At 37.2% G+C, this 25622-nt stretch carries 21 protein-coding genes and 2 pseudogenes; 16 read left to right on the forward strand and 7 right to left on the reverse strand.

Features of this window, described 5'->3' with window-relative positions; all coding sequences use genetic code 11:
- Window positions 1-8: 8 nt before the first annotated feature.
- The 3 genes from rsxB to L3081_RS20415 form a co-directional block, all read right to left on the reverse strand.
- A complete protein-coding gene (rsxB, locus tag L3081_RS20405) occupies window positions 9-563 on the reverse strand; it encodes an electron transport complex subunit RsxB (RefSeq protein WP_242288156.1) in 555 nt (184 codons plus the stop codon).
- A 14-nt stretch (window positions 564-577) separates the two neighbouring features.
- Window positions 578-1159, reverse strand: a complete 582-nt coding sequence (rsxA, locus tag L3081_RS20410; RefSeq protein WP_242288158.1) for an electron transport complex subunit RsxA — start codon at window positions 1157-1159, stop codon at window positions 578-580.
- 186 nt (window positions 1160-1345) lie between these two features.
- Window positions 1346-3226 carry an EAL domain-containing protein gene (locus L3081_RS20415; RefSeq protein ID WP_242288159.1) on the reverse strand — a complete coding sequence of 627 codons (1881 nt, stop codon included), beginning with the start codon at window positions 3224-3226 and terminating at the stop codon, window positions 1346-1348.
- A 605-nt stretch (window positions 3227-3831) separates the two neighbouring features.
- Between L3081_RS20415 and rimP the strand changes: the two genes are divergently transcribed.
- From rimP to L3081_RS20465, 10 genes are all read left to right on the forward strand, one after another.
- Complete coding sequence (gene rimP, locus L3081_RS20420; RefSeq protein WP_242288161.1) at window positions 3832-4287, forward strand: ribosome maturation factor RimP; 456 nt, start codon at window positions 3832-3834, stop codon at window positions 4285-4287.
- Window positions 4288-4313: 26 nt separating this feature from the next.
- A complete protein-coding gene (gene nusA / locus L3081_RS20425; RefSeq protein ID WP_242288163.1) occupies window positions 4314-5804 on the forward strand; it encodes a transcription termination factor NusA in 1491 nt (496 codons plus the stop codon).
- Between the two features lie 23 nt (window positions 5805-5827).
- On the forward strand, window positions 5828-8509 hold the full coding sequence (gene infB / locus L3081_RS20430; RefSeq protein WP_242288165.1) for a translation initiation factor IF-2: 2682 nt from the start codon (window positions 5828-5830) through the stop codon (window positions 8507-8509).
- 61 nt (window positions 8510-8570) lie between these two features.
- A complete protein-coding gene (rbfA, locus tag L3081_RS20435; protein ID WP_242288167.1) occupies window positions 8571-9005 on the forward strand; it encodes a 30S ribosome-binding factor RbfA in 435 nt (144 codons plus the stop codon).
- Between the two features lie 3 nt (window positions 9006-9008).
- Entirely contained in the window at window positions 9009-9971 is a 963-nt protein-coding gene (truB, locus tag L3081_RS20440) for a tRNA pseudouridine(55) synthase TruB (protein WP_242288169.1), read from the forward strand.
- A 164-nt stretch (window positions 9972-10135) separates the two neighbouring features.
- Window positions 10136-10405: a 30S ribosomal protein S15 gene (rpsO, locus tag L3081_RS20445; RefSeq protein WP_215972561.1), complete on the forward strand. Its 270-nt coding sequence runs from the start codon at window positions 10136-10138 to the stop codon at window positions 10403-10405.
- A gap of 331 nt (window positions 10406-10736) precedes the next feature.
- Window positions 10737-12851, forward strand: coding sequence for a polyribonucleotide nucleotidyltransferase (pnp, locus tag L3081_RS20450; protein ID WP_242288171.1), 2115 nt, complete (start codon window positions 10737-10739; stop codon window positions 12849-12851).
- A gap of 170 nt (window positions 12852-13021) precedes the next feature.
- A complete protein-coding gene (nlpI, locus tag L3081_RS20455; protein WP_242288173.1) occupies window positions 13022-13918 on the forward strand; it encodes a lipoprotein NlpI in 897 nt (298 codons plus the stop codon).
- Window positions 13919-14112: 194 nt separating this feature from the next.
- Window positions 14113-14322 carry a hypothetical protein gene (locus L3081_RS20460; RefSeq protein WP_242288175.1) on the forward strand — a complete coding sequence of 70 codons (210 nt, stop codon included), beginning with the start codon at window positions 14113-14115 and terminating at the stop codon, window positions 14320-14322.
- Window positions 14323-14488: 166 nt separating this feature from the next.
- Window positions 14489-15622 carry a hypothetical protein gene (locus L3081_RS20465; protein WP_242288177.1) on the forward strand — a complete coding sequence of 378 codons (1134 nt, stop codon included), beginning with the start codon at window positions 14489-14491 and terminating at the stop codon, window positions 15620-15622.
- 72 nt (window positions 15623-15694) lie between these two features.
- On the opposite strand, the gene L3081_RS20470 is transcribed toward L3081_RS20465, so the two are convergent.
- Complete coding sequence (locus L3081_RS20470; protein ID WP_242288179.1) at window positions 15695-15919, reverse strand: hypothetical protein; 225 nt, start codon at window positions 15917-15919, stop codon at window positions 15695-15697.
- A gap of 151 nt (window positions 15920-16070) precedes the next feature.
- On the opposite strand from L3081_RS20470, the gene L3081_RS20475 reads away from it, so the two are divergent.
- Window positions 16071-17780 carry a SufS family cysteine desulfurase gene (locus tag L3081_RS20475; RefSeq protein ID WP_242288180.1) on the forward strand — a complete coding sequence of 570 codons (1710 nt, stop codon included), beginning with the start codon at window positions 16071-16073 and terminating at the stop codon, window positions 17778-17780.
- 46 nt (window positions 17781-17826) lie between these two features.
- On the opposite strand, the gene tcdA is transcribed toward L3081_RS20475, so the two are convergent.
- Window positions 17827-18636: a tRNA cyclic N6-threonylcarbamoyladenosine(37) synthase TcdA gene (gene tcdA / locus L3081_RS20480; protein WP_242288182.1), complete on the reverse strand. Its 810-nt coding sequence runs from the start codon at window positions 18634-18636 to the stop codon at window positions 17827-17829.
- Between the two features lie 94 nt (window positions 18637-18730).
- Window positions 18731-18994, reverse strand: a complete 264-nt coding sequence (locus tag L3081_RS20485; RefSeq protein ID WP_242288184.1) for a hypothetical protein — start codon at window positions 18992-18994, stop codon at window positions 18731-18733.
- A gap of 112 nt (window positions 18995-19106) precedes the next feature.
- Here L3081_RS20485 and L3081_RS20490 point away from each other — a divergent pair, with 112 nt between their 5' ends.
- Complete coding sequence (locus L3081_RS20490; protein ID WP_242288186.1) at window positions 19107-20099, forward strand: GlxA family transcriptional regulator; 993 nt, start codon at window positions 19107-19109, stop codon at window positions 20097-20099.
- A 297-nt stretch (window positions 20100-20396) separates the two neighbouring features.
- Here the strand turns inward: L3081_RS20490 and L3081_RS20495 are convergent.
- Window positions 20397-21684, reverse strand: a pseudogene (locus tag L3081_RS20495) (citrate synthase).
- A 680-nt stretch (window positions 21685-22364) separates the two neighbouring features.
- Between L3081_RS20495 and sdhC the strand changes: the two are divergent.
- The 4 genes and pseudogenes from sdhC to L3081_RS20515 all read left to right on the forward strand — a co-directional run bounded on the left by sdhC (window position 22365) and on the right by L3081_RS20515 (window position 25567).
- A complete protein-coding gene (gene sdhC, locus L3081_RS20500; protein WP_242288187.1) occupies window positions 22365-22739 on the forward strand; it encodes a succinate dehydrogenase, cytochrome b556 subunit in 375 nt (124 codons plus the stop codon).
- Complete coding sequence (sdhD, locus tag L3081_RS20505; protein ID WP_242288189.1) at window positions 22733-23080, forward strand: succinate dehydrogenase, hydrophobic membrane anchor protein; 348 nt, start codon at window positions 22733-22735, stop codon at window positions 23078-23080. Before sdhC ends, sdhD begins: the two co-directional genes overlap by 7 nt.
- Window positions 23081-24847 (forward strand): succinate dehydrogenase flavoprotein subunit, encoded by a 1767-nt coding sequence (sdhA, locus tag L3081_RS20510; RefSeq protein ID WP_242288191.1) that lies wholly within the window; start codon window positions 23081-23083, stop codon window positions 24845-24847.
- Between the two features lie 11 nt (window positions 24848-24858).
- Window positions 24859-25567 (forward strand): annotated as a pseudogene (locus L3081_RS20515) (succinate dehydrogenase iron-sulfur subunit).
- Window positions 25568-25622: the final 55 nt, after the last annotated feature.

The following is a 25622-nucleotide window of genomic DNA, read 5'->3' on the forward strand; positions in this document are numbered from 1 at the left end:
ATTTGCTCCTAATCTACTTGCTTAACAGCAATTTTAGTTAAATCCCATTGCCAATTTTGAATCGTTTCAGGAATAGGGCGCATTTCAATGCAATCAACCGGGCAGGGGGCTACACATAAATCACAACCTGTGCATTCATCGCTAATAATAGTGTGCATTTGTTTTGCTGCACCAAGAATAGCGTCAACGGGACATGCCTGAATACATTTAGTACAACCAATGCAGTCTTCTTCTATAATGAAAGCAACGGTTGGGCCCTTATTAGCATCATGGTTTTCATCTAAAGGCTCTACTTCTACACCTAATAAATCCGCTATTTTCTTAATTGTGTCTTCACCGCCTGGTGCACACTTATTAATAGCTTCACCATTAGCTACCGCTTCAGCATAAGGTTTACACCCCGGGTAGCCACATTGGCCACATTGCGTTTGTGGTAGAAGGGCATCAAGTTGTTCAACAATAGGGTCGCCTTCAACATGAAAACGTACTGATGCATAGCCAAGTATGGCACCAAATAGGGCTGCAATCAGTCCTAAAACAAGTATGGCAATTAAAATATTCATAGGTTAAATGTACTCTATATCTTTACTAGGCCAGAAAAGCCCATAAAAGCTAAAGACATGAGGCCGGCAGTGATCATCGCAATAGCGGCGCCTTTAAAAGGTGTTGGTACATCGGCATTAACGAGTTTTTCTCTCATCGCTGAAAACATCACTAAAACTAAAGAAAATCCGGCGGCAGCACCAAAGCCATAAACAATAGATTCAAAAAAGTTATGCTCTAACCTTAAGTTTAACAAAGCAACCCCTAGGACAGCACAATTCGTCGTAATTAACGGTAAGAAAATACCTAATAAACGATATAAACTGGTACTGGTTTTGTGTACAACCATTTCAGTAAATTGCACAACAACGGCAATTACTAAAATAAAGCTCATTGTGGTTAGGTATTCAAGATTGAGTGGCGCTAAAATATACGTGGTAACTAAGTAGCTGAGCAATGATGCAAGCGTCATAACGAAGGTAGTGGCAAACGACATGCCAATAGCCGTTTCAGTACGAGATGACACCCCCATAAAAGGGCATAAACCAAGAAATTGCACCAATACAAAGTTATTTACGAGTACTGTGCCAATAAGTAGCAGAATGTAATCAGTCATTTGCGAGTTAGATCAGAACGTTAGTTTTATAATATTAGCTACATTATCCTTTGTTTTAGTCGATATAACAACACCACGATTAATAAGGTTGTTATGTGATAATGATCTGGATTAATGATTTGTGAATTATAAAAAAGCCAAATAATAAGTTATTTGGCTTTACAAAAAAACTGTTCGGGTAACTACTTATAGTGGATGAGGTTTTCCAATGTAAAATCCCTGACAACCATCAATGAAGAGTTTTTCTAAGGTATGTTTTTCTTCTTGGCTTTCTACGCTTTCAGCTAGTACATTAATGCTTAATCTGTGGGCTAAATCAACCATTAAGCGTAAAAAGTATTGATTGTTTTTATCGTCGTCAATATCGCGGGTGTAAGAGCTATCCATTTTAATGTAATCAGGGGTTAAATCCCTAAAAAATTTAAATGAGGTTAAGCCAACGCCGAATCGCTCAACGGTAACTCTGGAGCCAACACGATGTAACATATCAACTAAACGTTTACTGGTTTTTATATTTTGTTGTAAGCCGTATTCTGATATTTCAAAAATTAAATGTGTAGCTACTTTAGGGTCGCGCAATAATCGACGTTCTAACCAAATAATGAAATGCTCGTCACTAATACTTCTTGGGCTGATATTTATACCGAAGCTGTGACCAAGCATATTTTTATCTACAATATTCCTAATGGTGGTTTCAACAATAAGTTTGTCAACGGCCGTTATTTTGTCAAGTTTTTCTGCCATGGCAATAAAAGAAGCGGTGGGTAACATTTCGTCGTTAGAGTTGAGGAAACGGGCTAACACTTCACCATATACTTTACTGTTGCGACCCGTTGGTTGAATAGGTTGTAACAATAATGTGACACGTTGATTTTCTATAACGCTTTCAATTTCTTGTCGCCAATTTTGGTTACCATAGTTAGCGCTATTTTTTTGTAATATATCAGTATCTGTTTGTGTGTACCAAGAATTAGGGGATTGTGTTTGGGCTATACTCACTCCCGTATCAGCTAACGCAAGTAATTCACCTAAGGGTTTTGTTTTGTCAAAACCGACTAAACCAGAATAAGCAACCGAGTCTAGATCTGACGCAAGTTGATACTCATTAAATAACAGGGTTAACTCTTTTGTCAGATTTTCTGCTTGCTTTAATTTGATGTTAGGTAATATACAGGCAAAATCCGAGCTATTTAATCTGAATAACTTACTATCAGGATAAACTGAAACTGCTTTTTTTATAAGTGATGCTACGTGCGCAATATAATTGTCACCTTCGTGATAGCCGTGTATTTGATTAATAGTTTGTAATTCAGAGCAACGTGTCATAACTAGCACACCAAATTTTACAGGACTATCATTAACCACTTGGTTTTCATAAAATTGGACAAAACGACCCCGATTATCAAGTTTCGTGAGTGAGTCAACGTAGGCGGTTTGCTCTAAATCAACCACGTTTTTAAGTTGCAATTTCATTAAGGCTTTAATGTCATCAACACCCTGTTTTAATTCTGGTATTTCTAATACATCATGGTCGGCAGTAGACTTGTCATTATTTGTTTTATTCGGGTTTTTAATTAATGCTAGGTCGTTTTTAATTTGTTGCCCAATAATATTAAATACCGCTTTATGACGTTTTGAGCTTAGGGTGGCAGCAATAAAAACAAGTACAAGAGAAAGCACAATAGAAAGGATAATAAAAGTTAATACTAAAATTGACTCACCTTTAAAGTTGAGCCGGTATTCAATAGTAAGCTGTAGATTTGGAGCATTTACTTTTGTAGGTTCAGGAAATATAAAAGGAATATTTACAATGGCGTCTTTATTAGTAAATTGACCTAGTTGTTTTCCTGTGGTGCTATAAATAGCTAATTGTTTATAATTAGATATTTTTTTAAGTGTACTTAAAAGGTTATTTGCCGTTTTTAACTCATCATCTTCATCATTCACCGTAAAGTGTTGTGTTAATGAATTAATGAGTGAAATGTGCTCTTGGCTTTTGGTTCCAAGTAATGAAGACAACATGGTGATAGAAATAACGCTGATAGACACAATAAAAATTAGAGCCAAAGCAACATTTCTTAATAATAACTGGGGGAATGTGTACATATCTAGTAAATTGCTCCACAAAAAACACTAAATTTATTGAGTTAACATTAACCACTATAAAGCTTTATAGCACTGATACCGAGTTTATACTAACTTATTGTAATGCATATGTTAATTAATTGCGCTAATTTCTGTTGTTTTTTAAGCATATAATTGCCATTCACGCTTGCGCTTAGACGTTCGCCCTTATATAATCTGTCCTGTTCTTTTTACTGTAAAGCTAAAATTGAACAGATAGCAAGATGTCACTGAAGAATTTACCCACTACTTTTTCGTGTGAATGTGGGGGTTCCTATTCTTGTTATTAGTACTTTTTCTTAACGGTGCTTAGCTAAAAGACTGTTAAATAAAAAGTATGGGGTCAGTGATATAGGCCCCTGTTATGGGGTTTTTTTGTTTTTAATGTTTAGTATTTATTAGCCCGTTGCTTTGGCAAGTATTAAAAACAAAAATATACAGCAAAAATATATGTCGGGCTATAAGCCCTTTTTTTGTACCTTAAATTTTATTTGACGTGAATTTTCAATTGATTTTAAGTTGATTTTAGGTAAAACAGGAGAAAACGATTGGCTAAATTTGAACAAAAACTAACTGACATGCTTCGTCCCGCGGTGGAAGAAACAGGTAAAGAATTACTGGGTGTTGAATTTATCAGTGCAGGTAATAATTCAGTTTTACGTTTGTTTATTGATCATGAAAATGGCATTAATGTTGATGACTGTGCAGAAGTGAGTCGTCAAGTGGGTGCTATTTTAGATGTAGAAGATCCAATAAGTAGTGAATACAATTTAGAAGTTTCATCACCAGGTATTGATAAACCATTGTTTGAAATGGCGCACTTTCAATCAGTGGTTGGTGAAACGGTAAACGTCAGATTATCGATGCCTTTGAATGGTCGTCGAAAGTTTAAAGGTACTTTAGTTGCCATAGAAAATGACACATTAATCGTTGACGTTGATGGCATTGAATATGAACTTGTCATCAATAATGTTGATAAAGCGAATCTTGTGGCGCGACTATAGAAATAATTAAATTAAGGCTAAGAAGCATGAGTAAAGAAATATTACTGGTCGTTGATGCGGTATCAAATGAAAAAGCATTACCGAGAGAAAGCATTTTTGAAGCAATGGAAACAGCTTTAGAAACAGCAACCAAAAAATATGAAGGTGATATAATGGTTCGAGTGAGTATCGACCGTATATCTGGTGAATTTGACACATTCCGTCGTTGGTTAATCGTTGAAGACGATCAACCAATGAGCAATCCATTTGCTGAAATTAGCTTGTCTGCCGCACAATACGACGATGCAGAATTAAATGTCGGTGATTATGTTGAAGACCAAATTGAATCAGTTAAGTTTGATCGTGTTACAACACAAACAGCTAAACAAGTTATTGTTCAAAAAATTCGTGAAGCAGAGCGTGCTTTAGTTGTTGATGCTTACCAAGAACAAATTGGTGAGTTAGTAACCGGTGTAGTAAAAAAATCGAGTAGAGAAAGCGTAATTTTAGATTTAGGTAATAATGCTGAAGCGATAATTTATCGCGATGATATGTTACCGCGCGAAAGCTTTCGTCCAGGTGACAGAGTTCGTGGTTTGTTATACGAAATAAAGCCGGAAGCACGCGGTGCACAATTATTTGTTAGTCGTACAAAACCAGAAATGTTGATTGAGCTTTTCCGTCTTGAGGTGCCAGAAATTGGTGAAGAAATGTTGGAAATTAAAGGCGCTGCTCGCGATCCTGGTTCACGTGCTAAAATTTCTGTAAAAAGTAATGATAAACGCATAGATCCTGTTGGTGCTTGTGTTGGTATGCGTGGTTCACGTGTACAAGCCGTCTCTGGTGAGCTTGGTGGCGAACGTGTTGATATCGTATTGTATGATGATAACGTTGCACAATATGTTATTAATGCAATGGCGCCGGCTGAAGTTGCTTCTATCATTGTTGATGAAGATAAAGGCACCATGGATATTGCCGTTGAAGAAAGTAATTTAGCCATGGCCATTGGTCGAAGTGGTCAGAATATTCGTTTAGCCGACCAATTAACAGGTTGGGAACTAAACGTCATGACTGTTGAAGCCATGAAAGAAAAACATCAGGCAGAAAATGATAAGGTGTTAAATTTATTCATCGAAAAACTAGATTTAGATGAAGATTTTGCTACGTTACTTTCTGATGAAGGTTTTACCTCATTAGAAGAAATTGCCTATGTTCCTGTGGCTGAAATGCTTGAAATTGATGGTTTAACTGAAGAAATTATCGAAGAGCTTCGTGACCGTGCTAAAGAAGCGTTAACTACGCAAGCTTTAGCAAGTGAGGAATCTTTAGAGGGCGCAGAGCCTGCAGCCGATTTACTTGGGCTTGTCGGTTTAGAGCGTCATTTAGCCTTTGTTTTTGCAAGTCGTGGTATATGTACATTAGAAGACTTAGCAGAACAAGGCATTGACGAAATAAGCGATATAGAAGAATTAACTGAAACCAAAGCGGGTGAGCTAATAATGGCAGCACGTAACATTTGTTGGTTTAACGAAGAATAAATAACACCGGGAGAATAGCGTAGATGGCAGATATAACTGTAGCAGAACTTGCCCAAGAAATTGGCACACCGGTGGAGCGTTTAGTGAGCCAATTGGCTGATTCAGGCGTGATAAAATCGGCAACTGATGTGATTTCGCAAGACGAAAAAGAATCTTTGTTGGGATATTTAAAGAAACAACATGGCGACAATTCAGAAGCTAAACCGAATAAATTAACACTAAATCGCAAAACTAAATCTACTTTGACAATGGGTCACGGTAGTAAAGCTAAGTCGGTTAACGTTGAAGTTCGTAAGAAGCGTACTTATGTTAAACGAAGCGAGATAGAAGAGCAGCAATTAGCAGAAGAGGCAGCAAAAGCCGAAGCAATTGCAGCTGAAAAGGCAGAAGCCGAAGCGAAAGCTAAAGCTGAATTAGCAGCAAAAGAAGCAGAAAATGCACGTGCAGTTGCTTTAGCGAAAGCAGAAGCAGAAGCTGAACGTAAAGCAGCAGCCAAACTTGAAGCAGCAGAAAAAGCTAAACAAGTAGCCGCTGAAAAAGCTAAAAATCCAGAACAAGCACCTGTGGCTAAAGTTGAAGAAACCGAAGAAGCTAAAAAACTTCGTTTAATTCAAGAAAAAGAAGCCACGGCAAAAATTGAAGCAGAAGCGAAAGAAGCCGCTGAAGCCGCAAGAAAATTAGCCGAAGAAAATGAAGCGCGTTGGAAAGAACAAGAAGAAGAACGTAAAGCGAAAGAAAAAGAAGTCGTTCATGTTACTTCTTCTAAATATGCACAAGAAGCAGAAGATAAAATTGATGCTGCAGATGAAGGCGCAGGTCGTCGTCGTAAGAAGAAAAAGGCAGCTCAAGATAAAAATGCTAATGCAGGTCGTTCTGGCAAAGGTCGTAAAACAACGTTATCAGCGCCACAAAGCTTGAAACATGGTTTTACCAAACCAGTTGAAACGAAAGTGCAAGACATACGTATTGGTGAAACAATTTCTGTTGCTGAACTAGCTAATAAAATGGCTAAAAAAGGTGCTGAAGTTGTTAAAGCTATGTTTAAAATGGGCGCAATGGCGACCATTAACCAAGTAATAGACCAAGAGACAGCAGCATTAGTTGCTGAAGAAATGGGCTTTGACGTGGTTCTTGTTAAAGAAAATGCATTAGAAGAAGCGGTATTAGCCGATCGTGCTCATACCGGTGAAGAAATAACTCGTGCACCCGTTGTTACTATTATGGGTCATGTTGACCATGGCAAAACATCATTACTCGATTACATACGTGAAGCAAAAGTTGCAGCCGGAGAAGCGGGTGGTATTACTCAGCACATTGGTGCTTATCATGTAGAAACTGGTCATGGCATGATCACATTCTTAGATACTCCAGGTCATGCGGCGTTTACTGCAATGCGTTCACGTGGTGCAAAAGCGACTGATATTGTTATTATTGTAGTTGCTGCAGACGATGGCGTTATGCCACAAACCATTGAAGCAATTCAACATGCTAAAGCGTCAGAAGCACCTATCATTATTGCTGTTAACAAAATGGATAAAGAAGGTGCCGACCCAGACAGAGTGAAAAGTGAACTATCGCAACACGATGTATTATCTGAAGAATGGGGCGGTGATGTACAGTTTTGTCATGTTTCAGCAAAAACAGGCTTAGGTATTGACGAATTATTAGATGCGGTATTACTTCAATCTGAAGTGTTAGAGTTGACAGCCGTTATCGATAAAATGGCTAATGGTGTTGTTGTTGAGTCAAAACTTGATAAAGGACGTGGTCCTGTTGCAACCATTCTTGTGCAAGAAGGTACGTTGAGGCAAGGCGATATCGTTCTTTGTGGTCTAGAATATGGCCGTGTGCGTGCTATGCGTGATGAAAATGGTAAAACTATTGAATCTGCAGGTCCATCAATTCCAGTAGAAATATTGGGCTTAAGTGGTGTACCACAATCAGGTGATGAAGCCACTGTTGTCAAAGATGAGAAAAAAGCACGTGAAGTTGCTTTATATCGTCAAGGTAAATTCCGCGATGTTAAATTAGCACGACAACAGAAAGCTAAACTTGAAAACATGTTTGCTAGTATGGCCGAAGGTGATATATCTGAGGTGAACGTGGTAATTAAATCTGATGTTCAAGGGTCACTTGAAGCAATAACTGATTCATTACTTAAACTTTCTACTGATGAAGTGAAAGTTAAAATTATTGGTTCAGGTGTTGGTGCGATTACTGAAACAGATGCTACTTTAGCCGCTGCTTCAAATGCCATTGTTGTTGGTTTTAATGTACGTGCTGATGCCTCTGCTCGTAAGGTAATTGAATCTGAAAACATTGATTTACGTTACTACAGCGTTATTTATTCCTTGATTGATGAAGTGAAACAAGCGATGAGCGGTATGCTTGCACCTGAATTCAAACAAGAGATTATTGGTCTTGCACAAGTACGTGATGTATTTAAATCACCTAAAATTGGTGCTATTCTTGGTTGTATGGTTACCGAAGGTACTATTAAACGTAGTGCACCAATTCGTGTATTACGTGATAATATTGTTATTTACGAAGGTGAGCTTGAATCACTACGTCGCTTTAAAGATGATGTACAAGAGGTTCGTAACGGTATTGAATGTGGTATCGGTGTGAAAAATTACAATGATGTTCGTGTTGGTGATCAAATTGAAGTTTTTGAAACGGTAGAGATCGGCGAAGTCTTTAATTGACTGACCTTCGAAATTAGAATTGGAACGGAGGCTTAGCCTCCGTTTTTGTTAGGAGAAAACCATGGCTAGAGAATATGCCCGTACTGACCGTGTTGGTCAGCAAATCCAAAAAGAAATTGCCGTTATTTTAATGCGCGAAATTAAAGATCCGCGTTTAAGTATGACCACTGTTTCAGCAGTGGAAGTAACACGCGATTTAGCCTACGCAAAAGTGTTTGTAACATTTTTTAATGATAATGCTGATGAAGTTAAAGAGTCGCTTGAAGTATTAGCTGAAGCTGAAGGATATATTCGTTCATTATTAGGTAAGCGTTTACGTGCGCGAATTATGCCGCACTTACGTTTTATTTATGATAGTTCAATGAGCGAGGGTGTGCGCATGAGCGCATTAGTAGATCAGGCTGTTGCTAGCGATAGTCACAAAGGCGACATAGAAAGCGATAGCACAAATAGCAGCATAGACAGCAATACAGAAGATAGTGAGAAGAGCGAATAAGTTATGGCAAAACGTAGAAAAGGTCGTCCTGTTAATGGTGTTTTGTTATTAGATAAACCTTATGAAATGTCGTCAAATCATGCTCTACAAGCAGTTAAAAGAATATATTTCGCTCAAAAGGCAGGACATACTGGGGCATTAGATCCTTTAGCTACAGGGATGTTGCCAATATGTTTAGGTGAGGGCACTAAATTTTCTCAGTTTTTACTTGATACAGATAAAACTTATCAAGTAACGGCTAAACTAGGTGTTCGTACTACCACAAGTGACGTGGATGGTGACATTGTTAGCGAAAGACCAGTGTCAGTCTCTAATGAGCAATTAGCTCAGGCACTTGATAGTTTTCGTGGGACCGACAAGCAAATACCTTCCATGTATTCTGCGCTGAAATATCAAGGTAAGCCTTTATATAAATATGCACGTGAAGGAATTGAAGTACCGCGTGAATCACGTGATATCACCGTTTTTTCTTTAGAACTATTGCGTTTTGAACTTGATGAAGTTGAGCTGAAAATTCATGTGTCAAAAGGCACCTATATTCGTACTATTATTGATGATTTAGGTGAATTATTAGGTTGTGGTGCGCATGTTGCTGATTTACGTCGTTTAGCTGTGGGTAGCTATCCCATTGATAGAATGGTCACTTTACCACAATTAGAAGCATTACTAGAACAAGCGCATGAGCAAGAAATAAGTCCGTCAGATTTACTTGATCCCTTATTATTACCTATGCAAAGTGCCGTTGAAGGGATGCCTTCAGTTTATGTGGATGATATGTCTGCTAACTTTTTACGTCACGGTAACCCTGTTCAAGCCTATCAAGCGCCGGCTGATGGAAGTGTGCAGGTTTATATTGGTGAAAATGAGCATGATGAAACCGCCGAATTTATTGGTGTGGGTTTTATTGATGATGATGGTCAAGTAGCGCCTAAACGCATTGTGGTTATCGAACCTAATTATACTTAACAGTGTATTCAATAGTTGTTGCTTTTTAGTTATTCCCTGTTAGAATACGCGCTCTTTCGTTACCTCATTTTGGATTAGTGTTTGGCTTGGGTCGTTATTTTAGCTCTTTATCTTTATATATAAAATATATAAAAGGAAAAGGGCACTCACACTAAGGATTTACAATGTCTTTAAATGCTACTCAAAAAGCTGCTATTGTTGCAGAATATGCTCAACAAGAAGGTGATACAGGTTCACCAGAAGTACAAGTTGCTTTGTTAACAACACAAATCAACCATTTACAAGGTCACTTCAAAGAGCACATCCATGATCACCATTCACGTCGTGGTTTATTACGCATGGTTGCACAACGTCGTAAATTACTTGATTATTTAAAAGGCAAAAACGTTGAACGTTATACTGCTTTAATTGGTAAATTAGGTCTACGTCGTTAATCGTCGATTTAAGTATTTTAAAAAAAGGAGCCTTTGGCTCCTTTTTGTTTTTTAAATGAACATAAAAAACCTTAACACGCGATTCTTGCTAGTAAATAATACTCAGGTCAGTATAATATGCGTGTTTATTTTGCACCGTTTTAAACGATGGTCAATTTAAGCAAAAACTTTTAATAAAATAATCAATCAAACTGTATAATTTTTTGTTCTACTTAACTGTAATTTAGCGTTTAAGTGAATAAATAATTGTACAGATTGATTAATGCTCAATACGTTACTGTTTAATTCTTTTAAAGGGAAAGCAGAACGTGAAAATTAAGGAACATAGTAAATGTTTAATCCAGTAACTAAAAAATTTCAATTTGGTAAACATACCGTAACGCTTGAAACAGGTACGATTGCACGTCAAGCATCGGCTGCTGTTATGGCAAGCATGGATGATACGTGTGTATTAGTCTCTGTTGTTGCAAAAAAAGAAGCGAAAGAAGGTCAAGATTTCTTCCCATTAACGGTAAACTACCAAGAGCGTACTTACGCTGCGGGTAAAATCCCAGGTAGTTTCTTCAAACGTGAAGGTCGCCCTTCAGAAGAAGAAACCTTAATCGCACGTTTAATTGACCGTCCAATTCGTCCGTTATTTCCAGAAGGTTTTACAAACGAAGTACAAGTTATTATCACGGTTGTTTCTGTAAACCCTGAAATTGCCCCTGATATTATTTCATTAATTGGTACTTCTGCCGCTTTAGCTATTGCCGGTGTACCATTTAGTGGTCCAGTTGGTGCTGCGCGTGTTGGTTATACTGATGGTCAATATATACTTAACCCACTACAATCTGAATTACCAACAAGTCAATTGGACTTAGTTGTTTCAGGTACAGATTCTGCCGTATTAATGGTTGAATCAGAAGCGGACGTGTTATCTGAAGAAGTAATGCTTGGTGCTGTTGTATTTGGTCATGAACAAATGCAAGTAGCAGTAAATGCAATTAAAGAATTTAAAGCTGAAGTGAACACGCCTGTATGGGAATGGACTGCACCAGTTAAAAATGCAGCGCTTGTTGCTAAAATAGCTGAGTTATCAGCAGCACAAGTTGATGAAGCATACCAAATTACTGAAAAAGCGGTTCGTTATGAAAAAATAGCTGAAATTCGTAATTCAGTTGTTGAAGCGTTATTGGCTGAAGACGCCGATCTTAACGTTCAAGAAGCAAAAGATTTGTTCCATGATTTAGAAAAAACTGTTGTACGTGGCCGTATTACTCAAGGTTCACCACGTATTGATGGTCGTGATCCTGAATCAATTCGTGCGTTAGACGTAATGACGGGTGTATTACCGCGTACTCATGGCTCTGCTGTATTTACCCGTGGTGAAACACAAGCATTAGTTACTGCTACCTTAGGTACACAACGTGATGCGCAACGTTTAGACACTATTATGGGTGAAAAAACTGATTCGTTTATGTTGCATTATAACTTCCCTCCATATTGTGTAGGTGAAACAGGTTTTGTTGGTTCGCCTAAACGTCGTGAGATTGGTCATGGTCGTTTAGCAAAACGTGGTATGTTAGCTGTTATGCCAACCATTGAAGAGTTTCCGTACGCAGTACGTGTTGTATCTGAAATTACTGAATCAAATGGTTCATCTTCAATGGCGTCTGTATGTGGTACTTCATTAGCACTAATGGATGCGGGTGTACCAATTAAAGCTTCTGTGGCCGGTATTGCAATGGGCCTAGTTAAAGAAGGTGAAAACTTTGTCGTTCTTTCTGATATTTTAGGTGATGAAGATCACTTAGGTGATATGGACTTTAAAGTAGCGGGTACAACGGGTGGTATTACGGCACTTCAAATGGATATCAAGATTGAGGGTATCACTCAAGAAATTATGCAAATCGCGTTAAATCAAGCGAAAGCAGCGCGTACTCATATCTTGTCAGTAATGGACGAAGCAATTAAAGGCCATAGAGACGATATTTCTGAATTTGCGCCACGTATCCATACCATGAAAGTTAGCCAAGATAAAATTCGTGATATTATCGGTAAAGGTGGTGCAACTATTCGCCAACTTACGGAAGAAACAGGCACAACCATTGAAATTGATGACGATGGTACAGTTAAAATTGCCGCGACTTCTGGTGAGCAAGCAGAAGATGCAATTAATCGCATTAAAGCATTAACAGCTGAAATTGAGGTTGGTACGCTTTACACAGGTAAAGTTGTACGTATCGTTGATTTTGGTGCTTTTGTTAATGTATTACCGGGTAAAGATGGTTTAGTACATATTTCACAAATTTCGGACGAACGTGTTAGCAACGTAAGTGACGTATTATCTGAAGGTCAAGAAGTGAAAGTTAAAGTACTAGAAGTAGATCGTCAAGGGCGTGTACGTTTAAGTATTAAAGAAGCGATGGACAAACCAAGAGAAGAAACACCTACTGCTGAGTAGTTTGAACGATACCCTAACGATTAAGACATTTACAATTTAGTCTATTAAAAAGGAGCCTTTTGGCTCCTTTTTTGTTGGTAAATCAAGTACAATCATAATTATTGATATTTTGTTATTTTTAAGGTCACTTAGTGAAATTATTCGTTTCTAAATTTAAGTGTAAATTCTGTATGTCGATGTTACTTATTGGCATCACATTATTTACACAGGGCTGTGTATCACTAAAGAAGCCTGATGATAACCGTAGTTCTGCTGCATTGAACCAATTAGTTATTGCAGAGCCTTTGTCTATAAACGTTAAAAGCGAAATAGCCATCGCCCGTTTGTCCGAGGTAATAAACCACGTTAAAATCAGTGATGAGCAAAAAGCGCAGCTTTATTATGATCGTGGTGTGTTATTCGACAGTGTTGGCTTGCGTGCGTTAGCACGTATAGATTTTTCTCAAGCGTTGAAATATAACGCGAGTTTGACAGACGCTTATAATTTTTTAGGTATACATTTCACGCAACTAACGGAATTTTCTCAAGCCTATGATAGTTTTGATTCTGTTTTAGAATTAGATCCTGCCCATGAATATGCTCACCTAAATCGTGGTATTGCCCTTTATTATGGCGATAGGCCAGTATTAGCTGCACAAGATTTTAATGATTTTCATTATAAGCAAAGTGATGATCCGTATCGTTTATTATGGCTTTATCTAGCTGAGCATGACATTGACCCTGTTTTAGCCAAAGAAAAGTTAAAGGAGAGGGCGAGTCAAGTTGACGAACGTACATGGGCTAAGCAAGTGATTTATCTTTTTTTGGGGGAAATCAGCCAAGAAATGTTTATTAGTGAATTAACCAATAACGTACAGTCAAATAAAGCACTGACAGATCGATTGTGTGAGGCCTACTTTTATTTAGGTAAGTACAACCAAATTATCGGTTATGAGGGGGCAGCAGTTAACTTTTTTAAATTATCATTGAGTACTAATGTTTATGAATTTGTAGAACATAGATATGCAAGACTTGAGCTAGATTTAATGCAAACTAAAAAAGTATTATCACCCGTTTTAAATAAATAACCATGTAGTTGGTGATTTTAGTAAGTAGAAACGATCACATAGTTAGTGATATTGGTATCAGGTACTTTTAGTTTAAAAAACAAATATTAGAATAGATACATGAAAAAAAAATTGCTTATGATGAGTTTGTTTATTTTCCTGCTTACGGGATTATCAACAAGCTCATTTTTTTAAGTGATTATCTTACAAAAATAATGGCCAAAAATGAGTATAGTGAAGCACAATTACACTTTGCAATTGAACATGAAAACTTAACGGCACTCAATCAGGCATGGAAACACACTGAGATTCACAGTACACAATGGCTTACGTTAGCAAGAATTTTAGCGAAAACACAGGGTGAGGCGGCATTCGGCTCGCTATTTATTATCAAAACAAGCCTAAAAAAAGATATTTTGGTTTAAACAAGCAAGCAGGTTAGGTTTTCATCAAGCAACATTAGCACTAGCGCAACACTTTTTTGATCAAAATGATTTTGTAAGCGCGGAAAAAACATTACTATCATTTCCCGCTAATAACCAAAGTATCATCACTAAATTACACAGCAAGTTACAAACCAAATTATTAATATTGAAATTGAATTTAGCCATCAGCCAAGGTCAAGTTGCTTATATAGAAAACAGCATTTCCCAATATACTCAACTATTGAAAGAAACGGTAGGAGGGCAATTATTACTAAATGACATTGAAAAATATCAAATAGGCAAACTGACAAACAAAGCATTAGATGCTAATAAAATGACTCAGCAATGCGATAATAGTATTCAGCTATTTGCGACAAGTTTAGCCCACCTAAAGCACGTTGAAAGCCTTATTGAAGAGTTTAAGACCCAACCAATACACAACGTTATTTGTTTTTCGCCTGTACGTTATATACCAATTAATGCTCTTGACTGTGGTCAAGGGCAAAATACAGCAATTCGTTGCGATGAATTACAATGGGCCTCTTTCGCTCAATCAATCAACACGCGTTATGTTGGCGTTATGCTACCTGAAGGAGGGGCTAATGTTCATTTAGGTATGCTGTATTTTGATTCCCAGGATACGGCGGATGTTGTTGCTCATGAAATAAGCCATTTGTTGGGATTTATTGATGAATACCCATTGAAAGCAGAACATATTACCTGCCGGTCTCCCCAAACAGAAATCTTTTCACATAACATTGCCGTTATTCGTAATCGCTATCAAGGTGATCAACAGGCTATTCGTACTCACGTAATAAAGCAATTATCATGGGGAAATCACATTAAACAAAGCACGCCAATTTTGCATTCTGTGACCGATTCAAAAGGTGACCAATACTGGCAGTTGGGCACTCCTGAAAAGTTTAAGCATGAAATCGGTGTATTTAAAGCGCAAACTTGTAATGACACAAGGGCGAAAAAAATGGATAAAGTTAGTGCGTACAAAGCGTTGGCGCAACGGACACAATTACAATATTTTTCGTTAGGTTTTCCGCCACTGTATCTTCACTTACTCAATGAAAATTCAACCACCTACAGAATGCCAAGTTTTCATTACAATATCGCTTTAGCTTATTTTCAACAAACAACGTTACCTCAAGGAATTTCTCAATTCAACGCTTCACAACAAGTAATATTAGACAAACAAAATATTCAGCAAGCGAATTATTGGCTTGAACAAGCAGCGAAGTGGGAACATGACAGTGAAAGATACAAAAAAATACGCAAAGGCGGTTTCTAACTTTCGCGTATTTTAACGTTAATGATAATCTTTTAGGGTGGTGGCTACCTGGGTGCCCCGTTGTACAGCTTTTTAGCGAGTAAGATCGATAATGGGTTGTTGTGGTTGAATCGGGGCTTCATCCACGTTACTGTATGTTGGTGGTATTAACTTAGCATCAGGTTTAATTGTTGCTGTTGGCCACATAGTATAATTATCAATGTATTGAACAGATTGTGAAGCCTTTGATAACTCATTGTGAATAGTTTTACTGTTCGGCTCTTTTTGTATCCTTGAAAACCACGAATATAACGTCATCATATTTCCTCGTATAATCCTTCGTACTCTGGGTACCATTATAGATCATAAGTGATTAAATTACTCATGCATAATTACTTTTGTCATCGCTAAGATAAGGTATAATTGTGACAAAATTATTATCTTGTTGTTTTTAAGTAGATATTTATAAATGAAACATTTTAAGCCGGTACAATCAACGCAAGAACAATTTAAGCCAGAGCAATTTCGTCAACATTTCCCACTTATTTGTCAACATAGCTTAACGGACTTATCATGTGAAAAACATTCACCGCTTATCTATTTTGATAATGGAGCAACCACACAAAAACCTAATTGTGTTATTCAAACGCACACCTCTTTTTATCAAGACATTAATGCTAATGTTCACCGGGGATCGCATCGGTTAAGTAGTCAAGCAACCGTTGCTTTTGAGCAAGCAAGAGAAACAGTAAAAAACTTTATCCATGCCAAATCAATCAAGGAAATTATCTGGACAAAAGGCACAACCGAAAGTATTAATCTTATTGCATCGAGTTTAGGTAAGAAAATACTAACTCAATCGGATGAAATTATTTTAACGGTGAGTGAGCATCATGCCAATATTGTTCCTTGGCAGTTGATTGCCGAACAAACGGGAGCCATTGTTAAAGTACTGCCCCTTGATGCAGTAGGAAAAGTAGATCTTATTCAGTTAGATACTTTGTTGACCAATAAAACAAAAATTGTTTGTTGCGCTCATATTTCTAATGTTTTGGGCAAAAAAAATCCACTAATAGATATTATTTCCAAAGCCAAAAGGGTTGGAGCCATTACGGTAATTGATGGGGCTCAAGCTATTGCGCATTTTCCTGTTGATGTTCAAGCGCTTGATTGTGACTTCTATGTGTTTTCTGCTCATAAAATGTATGGACCAACAGGTGTTGGCGTATTGTACGGTAAACAAGCTTTACTTGAGTCTATGCCGCCTTATCAGACTGGCGGAGAGATGATCAAATCCGTTAGTTTTAACACGAAGACTACTTTCAACGTGCTGCCATTTAAATTCGAAGCAGGCACTCCCAACATTGCCGGTGTGATTGCGTTCAATCAAGCGATTAAATTTATTAGCCAATATGATCACGGTGAAATAGCAGAGTATGAACAGTTATTAACACAGTATTGTTATCAAGCACTGAGTCAAATACCGCAAGTGACATTTGTTGTTGCAGATATGCCTGATATTCCAGTACTATCCTTTTCTGTTGATGGCCATCATAATCACGATCTTGCAACGAGTCTTGATAGTTATGGGATTGCCGTGCGCAGTGGACACCATTGTGCCATGCCATTAATGGCAGAATTAAACATTTCTGGATGTGTACGTGTTTCAATGGCAGCTTATAACACGCTTGCAGAAATAGACTACTTTATTGCCTGTTTACTTAAAATTATGAATCAAGAGCATGATAAACCAAACATCAAAATAACTAAGACAGATGAGATTGAAAGTATCACAATTATCGAAAAATTTTCTAAGGTTAAAAGTTGGGATGCTCGGCATCGTGAAATCATGTTATTAGGTAAACAGCTAGATCGGTTAGATAAAAATCTTCGTAGTGAACATACCTTGATCAGTGGCTGTGAAAGTCTGGCGTGGATTGACGTAATAAAGCACTCTGCAGGTGTTTTTTATTTTAAAGCTGACAGTGATGCTAAAATTATACGTGGGTTATTAGTGATTGTTTTGGCTGCTTTCAATAACAAAACAAAAGAACAAATAGAAGCGTTTGATATCACATCATATTTTGAAACATTAGGATTGTTACAACACTTAAGCCCTTCACGGGGTAATGGTGTTTTGGCGATTGTGAATAAAATTATCGACTTAGCGCATGATTAAAGAGCATTTTTGCCATTAGGTAATTGAGCTAAGTTTACGTCGCAAGCTAGCTGTGTTTTTTTAATAATTTATCTATGGCTCTACCAACAGCAAAAAAAGCAAAAGTTGCCGTCACATGTGTTGTTGCACCAAATCCACCACTACAATCTAAACGCATAGACGTATTACCATCTTCAGTAACTGCCGGTTTGGCTAAACAAATCTCTCCAAGATCAGTTGGGTAACGTAACTGTTCAGTAGAAAATACTGCATCAATGGCAAATTTTCTTTTACTTGTTTTAGGTAAATCGGCACGTGGAAAGTTAAACTCTCGACGAAGTTGATTTTTAACCTTGGCTAGTAAGGGATCTTGGTAAGTTTTGCTTAGATCCGTAATGGCTATTTTACTCGGATCTACTTGGCCTCCGGCACCACCAATCGTAATAATCGGCAGCTTATTACGTTTACAGTGAGCAATTAGCCGCGTTTTTATATCGACAGAGTCAATAGCATCAATAACATAATCATAATGCTCATTAAGCAAACTTGATAAGTTATCCACGGTAATAAAATCTTCTATAGTCGTAACCTGGCAAGTTGGATTAATTTGCTTGATCCGTTCGCCCATCACATCCACTTTACTTTCACCAATAGTGTCGGTCAACGCATGAATTTGACGGTTAATATTGGTTATGCAAATGTCATCTAGGTCGATCAACGTGATATTTCCTACGCCATTTCTAGCTAATGCTTCGGCCACCCAAGAGCCAACCCCACCAATGCCAATAATACAAAAGTGTGCATTTTTTAAAACATGGGCGCCATGTTGGCCATAAAGGCGGGCAATCCCACCAAATCTTAATGAATAATCTGACATTTTATTGATAACGCAAGGTTAATACTAAATTGACGCCATTATAACGTTTTAATCTGAAGCGTAAAAAGTAATTTTAGCTTTTATCCTTGACGAATTAACCTAAACACGTTTTACGGATACAATTAATAATTAAGCAGCGTTTCTTTTTCTGAATAACTGGTTTACTCAAGGCTAAAGTGTTTAATTTTTGTTCTATAATAATACTTAGGCCTAAGATAATAATTAAAAAGGTAGGTAAAATAACTAACGTAGCAACAATATCAATGTCAATTATTAGTGGCATAATGGCTATTAATAATAATAAAGTACCTAAAGTTACTCGGTGAATAACTCTTAATAAATATGTTGTGTTTTTCATGATTCCACTCCTGACTGAATAATTATTTGATTATCATAACGCTTGCATCTATGAAATTATGGTGGCATATTTGCCATAATAAATGTTAAAAGTGACATGGCGAGGAAGAGGGATGCTTATGAAGGTTTTGGTGTTAGCGACTGAACATTGTATGGCTTCTGCTATTTACGGTGTTTTAGATGTATTTTCTACAGCAAATTTTTGCTTAAATCGACGTTATGGTGAAGATGTGTTGGCGAAGTTTGATTGTCAAATAGTAACCATAGATAACAAAAGTGTAAAAGCCTACAACGGTATTGAAATACACCCCACTACATTATTAGATCCTACACAAGCACCTGATGTTATTGTGCTTTCTTCTTCTGTTGAAGTCATCATTGATTGCTGTGGTGAAGATATCACTATTACTAATAGAGAAAATATAAAACAATGGCTTGTCAGGTGTAAGGACCAAGGAACTCTTATTACAAGTTTTTGTACTGGGGCATTTTTATTAGCGTCTTCTGGTTTACTTGCAGGCAAGTTGGCGACAACTCATTGGCGAAGTGCTGATTTGTTTCGACGAATATTTCCTCATATTCGTCTTGATTGTGATCAACTCATTATCGATAACGGTGATATTATTTGTTCAGGAGGATCTATGTCGTATATCGATCTTTCTCTACATATCATTGACCGATTAATGGGGAAAGACATTGTGTCTGATTGTGCTAAATTGCTAGTTTTTGATCCCATAAGGCAAAAACAATCCCCCTATGTTTCTTTTAAAGCCCAAAAAAAGCATGAAGATAAACCAATCTTAGCGGCGCAAGATTGGCTTGAACAACATTATAAAAGCGATATTTCTATGGATGCTTTGGCAGAAAAAGTAGGGTTAGGCACTAGAACGTTTAAACGTAGATTTAAATTAGCGACTAACGAAAATCCAATTAACTATTTGCAAAGAATTCGTGTCGAACAAGTAAAGGCTAAACTAGAAAAAACGACAGAAGCGATAAATCAAATTATTTGGTCGGTAGGCTACGAAGATATCAGTAGTTTCAGACAACTATTTAAACGTTTCACAGGTTTGACACCTAAAGATTACCGAGCAAAGTTTTCTTAGAATTATATTTCTATAACCGTTCTTCTATTTTATTTGTGAATAACAATTATCATTACAAAAAATATTTTTATTGTGTTTTTATAATGAAAATTGACCAATTTATCTAAAATAACTCCATTTTTGGTAAAGTGATTTTTGTTTTTTGGTAAGTAAAATATGTAAAACAGATAGTCGTTTGTCATTTTATTAATAAAAAAGGTAGCGAATGCTACCTTTTTAGGGAGTAAATACTGATTAAACGTTATTGATTGTCTATAAATATTACTTATAAACCATAACGACTATTCTGTAATACGGTTATCTTTTTGATAATGATACAAATTCACGATTGATTTCGCCAGTATATTTTTGACGTGGACGACCAATTTTTTGTCCTGGTTGAGATAACATCTCATCCCAATGAGCAATCCAACCAACTGTTCTAGACATAGCAAAAATTACAGTGAACATACTTGTTGGAATACCAATGGCTTTTAAGATAATACCTGAGTAGAAATCTACATTAGGGTATAATTTTTTCTCTATAAAATAAGGGTCTTCTAACGCTACTTTTTCTAATGCCATTGCAACATCAAGTAGTGGATCACTAATACCAAGCTCTTTTAAAACTTCGTGACACGTTTCGCGCATTACGGTTGCACGTGGATCAAAGTTTTTATAAACACGATGACCAAAGCCCATTAAACGGAAAGGGTCATTCTTATCTTTAGCTTTAGCAACAAATTCATCAACACGGTCTAAACTACCAATTTTTTCAAGCATAGTTAAGCACGCTTCGTTCGCACCACCATGAGCAGGACCCCATAAAGACGCTACACCTGCTGCAATACATGCATATGGGTTAGCACCTGATGAACCCGCTAAACGTACTGTTGACGTTGAAGCATTTTGTTCATGATCAGCATGTAATGTAAAAATTCTATCCATAGCGCCGGCTATAATTGGGCTTACTTTATATTCTTCTCTTTGGTACAGAGAACATCATGTGTAAGAAGTTTTCAGCGTAAGATAAATCATTACGAGGGTAAACAAATGGTTGACCTACACTATATTTATAAGCCATCGCTGCGATGGTTGGCATTTTAGCAATTAAGCGATGAGCACTGCGCTTACGTTGCTCAGGATCATTGATATCTAAATCACTATGATAGAAAGAAGATAAAGCACCAACTATACCGCAAAGCATTGCCATTGGATGGGCGTCAGGTAAAAAACCATGGAAGAAATGAGCTAGTTTTTCATGAACCATAGTATGGTTAGTAATGATATTTCTAAACTCGTCATATTCATTTTTAGTCGGTGCTTCACCGTTAAGTAAAATATAACAAACTTCCAAATAATCAGCTTCTTTCGCTAAGCTATCAATGGGATAACCACGGTGTTGCAAAATACCTTTGCCACCGTCTATAAAAGTGATTGATGATTCACAAGATGCGGTAGCTAAAAAACCAGGGTCATAGGTGAAATAACCGTGACTACCAAGGGTTCTAATATCAATTACATCGGTACCTGCTGTTCCTTTTAGAATAGGCAGTTCGGCAATTTCTTTACCGTCAATACTTAGCGAGGCTTTAGATTCAGCCATAATGTTTTATCCCCTATTATTTTTTAAATGTACAATTTGAGTTCTGACTATTTGGTTAATGCTTGTAGATAAGAATAGACCTTATTTAAAAGAAGAGAAAAATAATCAGCTTTCTTATAAGTTAAGCCGTTTAGGTTGTTTTAGGCTAACTTGGGTAAATCGAACTGCCGACATTCTACATCACTTTTAAATTAAAATGTAATAGCCATTCGACTAAAGTTTGATGACAGTCAAGATAATGGTTAATAATTAACCAATATTCAAGTTATTAACCTAAAAGGTAAATTGAATTTATTTGTCATCAACTATATAATCATTTCGTTCTGTAATTGCTTTTTTGGCATTGCGACTTAAATAAGAAACTGAATCGAATATATCTTATTCAAGAGACGTTATATCCAAGGTGAGTTAATTCACTCTTATACGAAAGTATTAATTGAATTACTTAGCCAAATCCGACTAAGTTCGTTATTATTACGCGACTCGGTTAACTGGAAGAATAACTTTTGTTATTTTTCTTAACGATGGCAGTTACCGTTCATTTCGGGAATTACTTATTTAGTAATCTCTTTGGTATTCTTTTATTGTCTAAAACAAAATTGAATATTGAATTCTAAAAAGGTAGTTCATGAGTAACAATAATAAAAGTTGAAGGCTTTCGAGCTCTTTAGGCAACAATTGTGAAAAAACAACGTCCTGTAAATCTAGATCTAACTACAATTAAGATGCATCCGGCAGCTAATGCCTCTATTCTTCACCGTGTTTCTGGTGTCATAATGGTATTTGCTATTGGTATCTTATTGCTGACCCTCTCAACCTCTCTTTCTTCTGCTGAAGGATTTGCCCTTATTCAAGATTATCTTGATGGCTTTTTCTTTAAATTTATTATTTTCGGCTGCCTTTCTGCGCTGACTTTCCATATTTTAGCGGGTGTTCGTCACTTGTGTATGGATTTAGGTTATTTTGAAGAGCTAGTTTCCGGTAATATTAGCGCCAAACTAATTATGATTATTTGGTTAGCAGTATCTGCAGTAATAGGAGTTTGGTTATGGTAGGTGTCGTCGCGTCAGTAGGCCGTAATGGCGTACATGATTTTATTCTTCTAAGAGCTAGTGCAATTATCCTTGTGCTATACACCTTACTTCTTTGTGGCTTCTTTATAGTAACACCCAGTGTTACTTATGATGTTTGGCAAGCTTTCTTCGCTTGTACAAGCGTAAAAATTGCTACAATGTTATCGCTATTATCGGTACTTGTACATGCTAAAATTGGTGTTTGGCAAGTATTGTCAGATTATATCAAGCCTGCATTTTTACGTGGTGCATTGCAGTTTTTCTTTTCAGTTTTGTTATTAGCCTACGTTGCGTTTGGCTTATCAATTTTGTGGGGTGTGTAAGTGAGCGTTCCAATTCGTGAATTTGACGCCATAGTTATTGGCGCAGGCGGTGCAGGTATGCGCGCTGCACTAGCAATTTCAGAGTCAGGCAAATCTTGTGCCTTGATTTCTAAAGTATTTCCAACTCGTTCTCATACAGTATCTGCCCAAGGTGGTATTACCGTTGCTTTAGGTAATGCTCATGAAGATCACTGGGAACAACATATGTACGATACCGTTAAAGGATCTGATTATATCGGTGACCAAGATGCAATCGAATACATGTGTTCTACAGGTCCTGAGTCAGTAATTGAGTTAGAGAGAATGGGCTTACCATTTTCTCGTACAGAACAAGGTAAGATTTACCAACGTCCGTTTGGTGGTCAATCTAAAAACTTTGGTGGTGAACAAGCGGCTCGTACAGCAGCAGCAGCTGACCGTACAGGTCATGCATTACTACATTGTTTATACCAACAAAATGTAAAAAATAAAACTAACGTTTATTCAGAGTGGTATGCATTAGACTTAGTTAAAAATAGTGATGGTGCTATTGTAGGTACTACTGCTATTTGTATTGAAACGGGTGAAGTTGTTTACTTTAAAGCAAGAGCAACCGTGATGGCAACAGGTGGTGCAGGTCGAGTTTATGCTTCTACTACTAATGCTCACATTAATACGGGTGATGGTGTCGGTATGGCATTACGTGCGGGTATTTGTGTGCAAGATATGGAAATGTGGCAGTTCCACCCAACAGGTATAGCAGGTTCAGGTTGTTTAGTGACTGAAGGTTGTCGTGGTGAGGGTGGTTATCTTTTAAATAAAGACGGTGAACGTTTCATGGAACGTTACGCGCCGAATGCTAAAGATTTAGCCTCTCGTGATGTCGTTTCACGTTCAATGATGACAGAGATTATTGAAGGTCGAGGTTGTGACGGTCCTTTAGGTCCACATCTTTTACTTAAATTAGATCATTTAGGTCGTGAGACTTTGTACAAGCGTTTACCTGGTGTGTGTGACTTAGCGAAAACGTTTGCTCATGTTGATCCTGCTGATAAACCTATTCCAGTTTTACCAACTTGTCATTATCAAATGGGTGGTATTCCAACTAACGTACACGGTCAAGCAATTAGTCAAGATGCTAATGGTAAAGATCATATCGTTGAAGGTTTATTTGCTGTAGGTGAAATTGCTAGTGTATCTGTACATGGTGCTAACCGCTTGGGCGGTAATTCACTACTTGATTTAGTTGTGTTTGGTCGTGCAGCGGGTAACTTCTTAGGAACTTACTTAAACGAAGGACAACATGGTACAGCAGCCTCTGATTCTGATTTAGAAGCTAGTTTAGCGCGTTTCAATCGTTGGGAATCATCTAGTAAAGGTGATAGTCCAGTTGAAATTCGTAAAGCGATGCAACACTGTATGCAAATTCATTTCTCTGTATTCAGAGAAGGTGAAACAATGGCAAAAGGCCTGAAAGAGCTTACTGAAATTAGAGCTCGTTTAAATGATGCTAGCTTAGATGATAAATCTTCAGACTTTAATACGCAACGTATCGAATGTTTAGAACTTGACAATTTAATGGAGACAGCATTCGCAACAGCTAAAGCTGCTAACTTCAGAAAAGAAAGTCGTGGTGCTCACTCTCGTGTTGATTTCCCTGATCGTGATGACACTAACTGGTTATGCCATAGTATATATTCGCCTTCAACGGAAGATATGACCACTCGCGCGGTAAATATGTCGCCAAAAACACGCGAAGCTTTTCCACCTATTAAACGTACTTATTAAGGAGCAAAAAGATGAAACAATTGTTTTCTATCTACCGTTACAATCCTGACGTTGATAATGCGCCTTATATGAAGGATTACGAACTCGAAATACCTGATGGCTCTGACATGATGGTATTAGATGCGTTAATCTTGTTAAAAGAACAAGACTCAACTTTATCATTCCGTCGTTCATGTCGTGAAGGTGTTTGTGGCAGTGATGGCGTCAATATGAATGGTAAAAATGGTTTGGCTTGTATTACACCCTTATCAGAACTAAAGGCAAATAAAATTATTTTACGCCCTTTACCTGGTTTACCTGTAGTACGTGATTTAATTATTGATATGACACAATTTTATCAACAATATGAAAAAATTAAGCCATACTTGATCAGTGATGCTCAGCAACCAAGCACGTGAAAATATACAATCAATCGAAGAACGTGACAAACTAGACGGTCTTTACGAGTGTATTTTATGTGCCTGTTGTTCAACGTCTTGTCCTTCTTTCTGGTGGAATCCTGATAAATTTATTGGGCCTGCCGGTTTGTTGCATGCTTATCGCTTTTTAATTGATAGTCGTGATACAGCGACAGAAGAGCGTTTAGACGGTTTACAAGATGCTTACAGTGTTTTTCGTTGTCATGGCATAATGAACTGTGTTGATGTTTGTCCGAAAGGATTAAACCCAACCAAAGCTATTGGTCACATTAAATCTATGTTATTAGCTCGCGCCGTATAACAAGTTGAGTTAGTATTATAGGGCAATATCTAAGCTTTTTACTTAGGTATTGCCA

This window comes from Colwellia maritima, assembly GCF_022669015.1.
In the GTDB taxonomy this organism is placed as follows: domain Bacteria; phylum Pseudomonadota; class Gammaproteobacteria; order Enterobacterales; family Alteromonadaceae; genus Colwellia; species Colwellia maritima.

Coding starts and splice junctions, on each gene's coding strand:
- rsxB (WP_242288156.1), bottom strand. CDS start 563: ATGAATATTTTAATTGCCATACTTGTTTTAGGACTGATTGCAGCCCTA.
- rsxA (WP_242288158.1), bottom strand. CDS start 1,159: ATGACTGATTACATTCTGCTACTTATTGGCACAGTACTCGTAAATAAC.
- nusA (WP_242288163.1), top strand. CDS start 4,314: ATGAGTAAAGAAATATTACTGGTCGTTGATGCGGTATCAAATGAAAAA.
- infB (WP_242288165.1), top strand. CDS start 5,828: ATGGCAGATATAACTGTAGCAGAACTTGCCCAAGAAATTGGCACACCG.
- rbfA (WP_242288167.1), top strand. CDS start 8,571: ATGGCTAGAGAATATGCCCGTACTGACCGTGTTGGTCAGCAAATCCAA.
- truB (WP_242288169.1), top strand. CDS start 9,009: ATGGCAAAACGTAGAAAAGGTCGTCCTGTTAATGGTGTTTTGTTATTA.
- rpsO (WP_215972561.1), top strand. CDS start 10,136: ATGTCTTTAAATGCTACTCAAAAAGCTGCTATTGTTGCAGAATATGCT.
- pnp (WP_242288171.1), top strand. CDS start 10,737: ATGTTTAATCCAGTAACTAAAAAATTTCAATTTGGTAAACATACCGTA.
- nlpI (WP_242288173.1), top strand. CDS start 13,022: ATGTCGATGTTACTTATTGGCATCACATTATTTACACAGGGCTGTGTA.
- L3081_RS20460 (WP_242288175.1), top strand. CDS start 14,113: ATGGCCAAAAATGAGTATAGTGAAGCACAATTACACTTTGCAATTGAA.
- L3081_RS20470 (WP_242288179.1), bottom strand. CDS start 15,919: ATGACGTTATATTCGTGGTTTTCAAGGATACAAAAAGAGCCGAACAGT.
- L3081_RS20475 (WP_242288180.1), top strand. CDS start 16,071: ATGAAACATTTTAAGCCGGTACAATCAACGCAAGAACAATTTAAGCCA.
- tcdA (WP_242288182.1), bottom strand. CDS start 18,636: ATGTCAGATTATTCATTAAGATTTGGTGGGATTGCCCGCCTTTATGGC.
- L3081_RS20485 (WP_242288184.1), bottom strand. CDS start 18,994: ATGAAAAACACAACATATTTATTAAGAGTTATTCACCGAGTAACTTTA.
- L3081_RS20490 (WP_242288186.1), top strand. CDS start 19,107: ATGCTTATGAAGGTTTTGGTGTTAGCGACTGAACATTGTATGGCTTCT.
- sdhD (WP_242288189.1), top strand. CDS start 22,733: ATGGTAGGTGTCGTCGCGTCAGTAGGCCGTAATGGCGTACATGATTTT.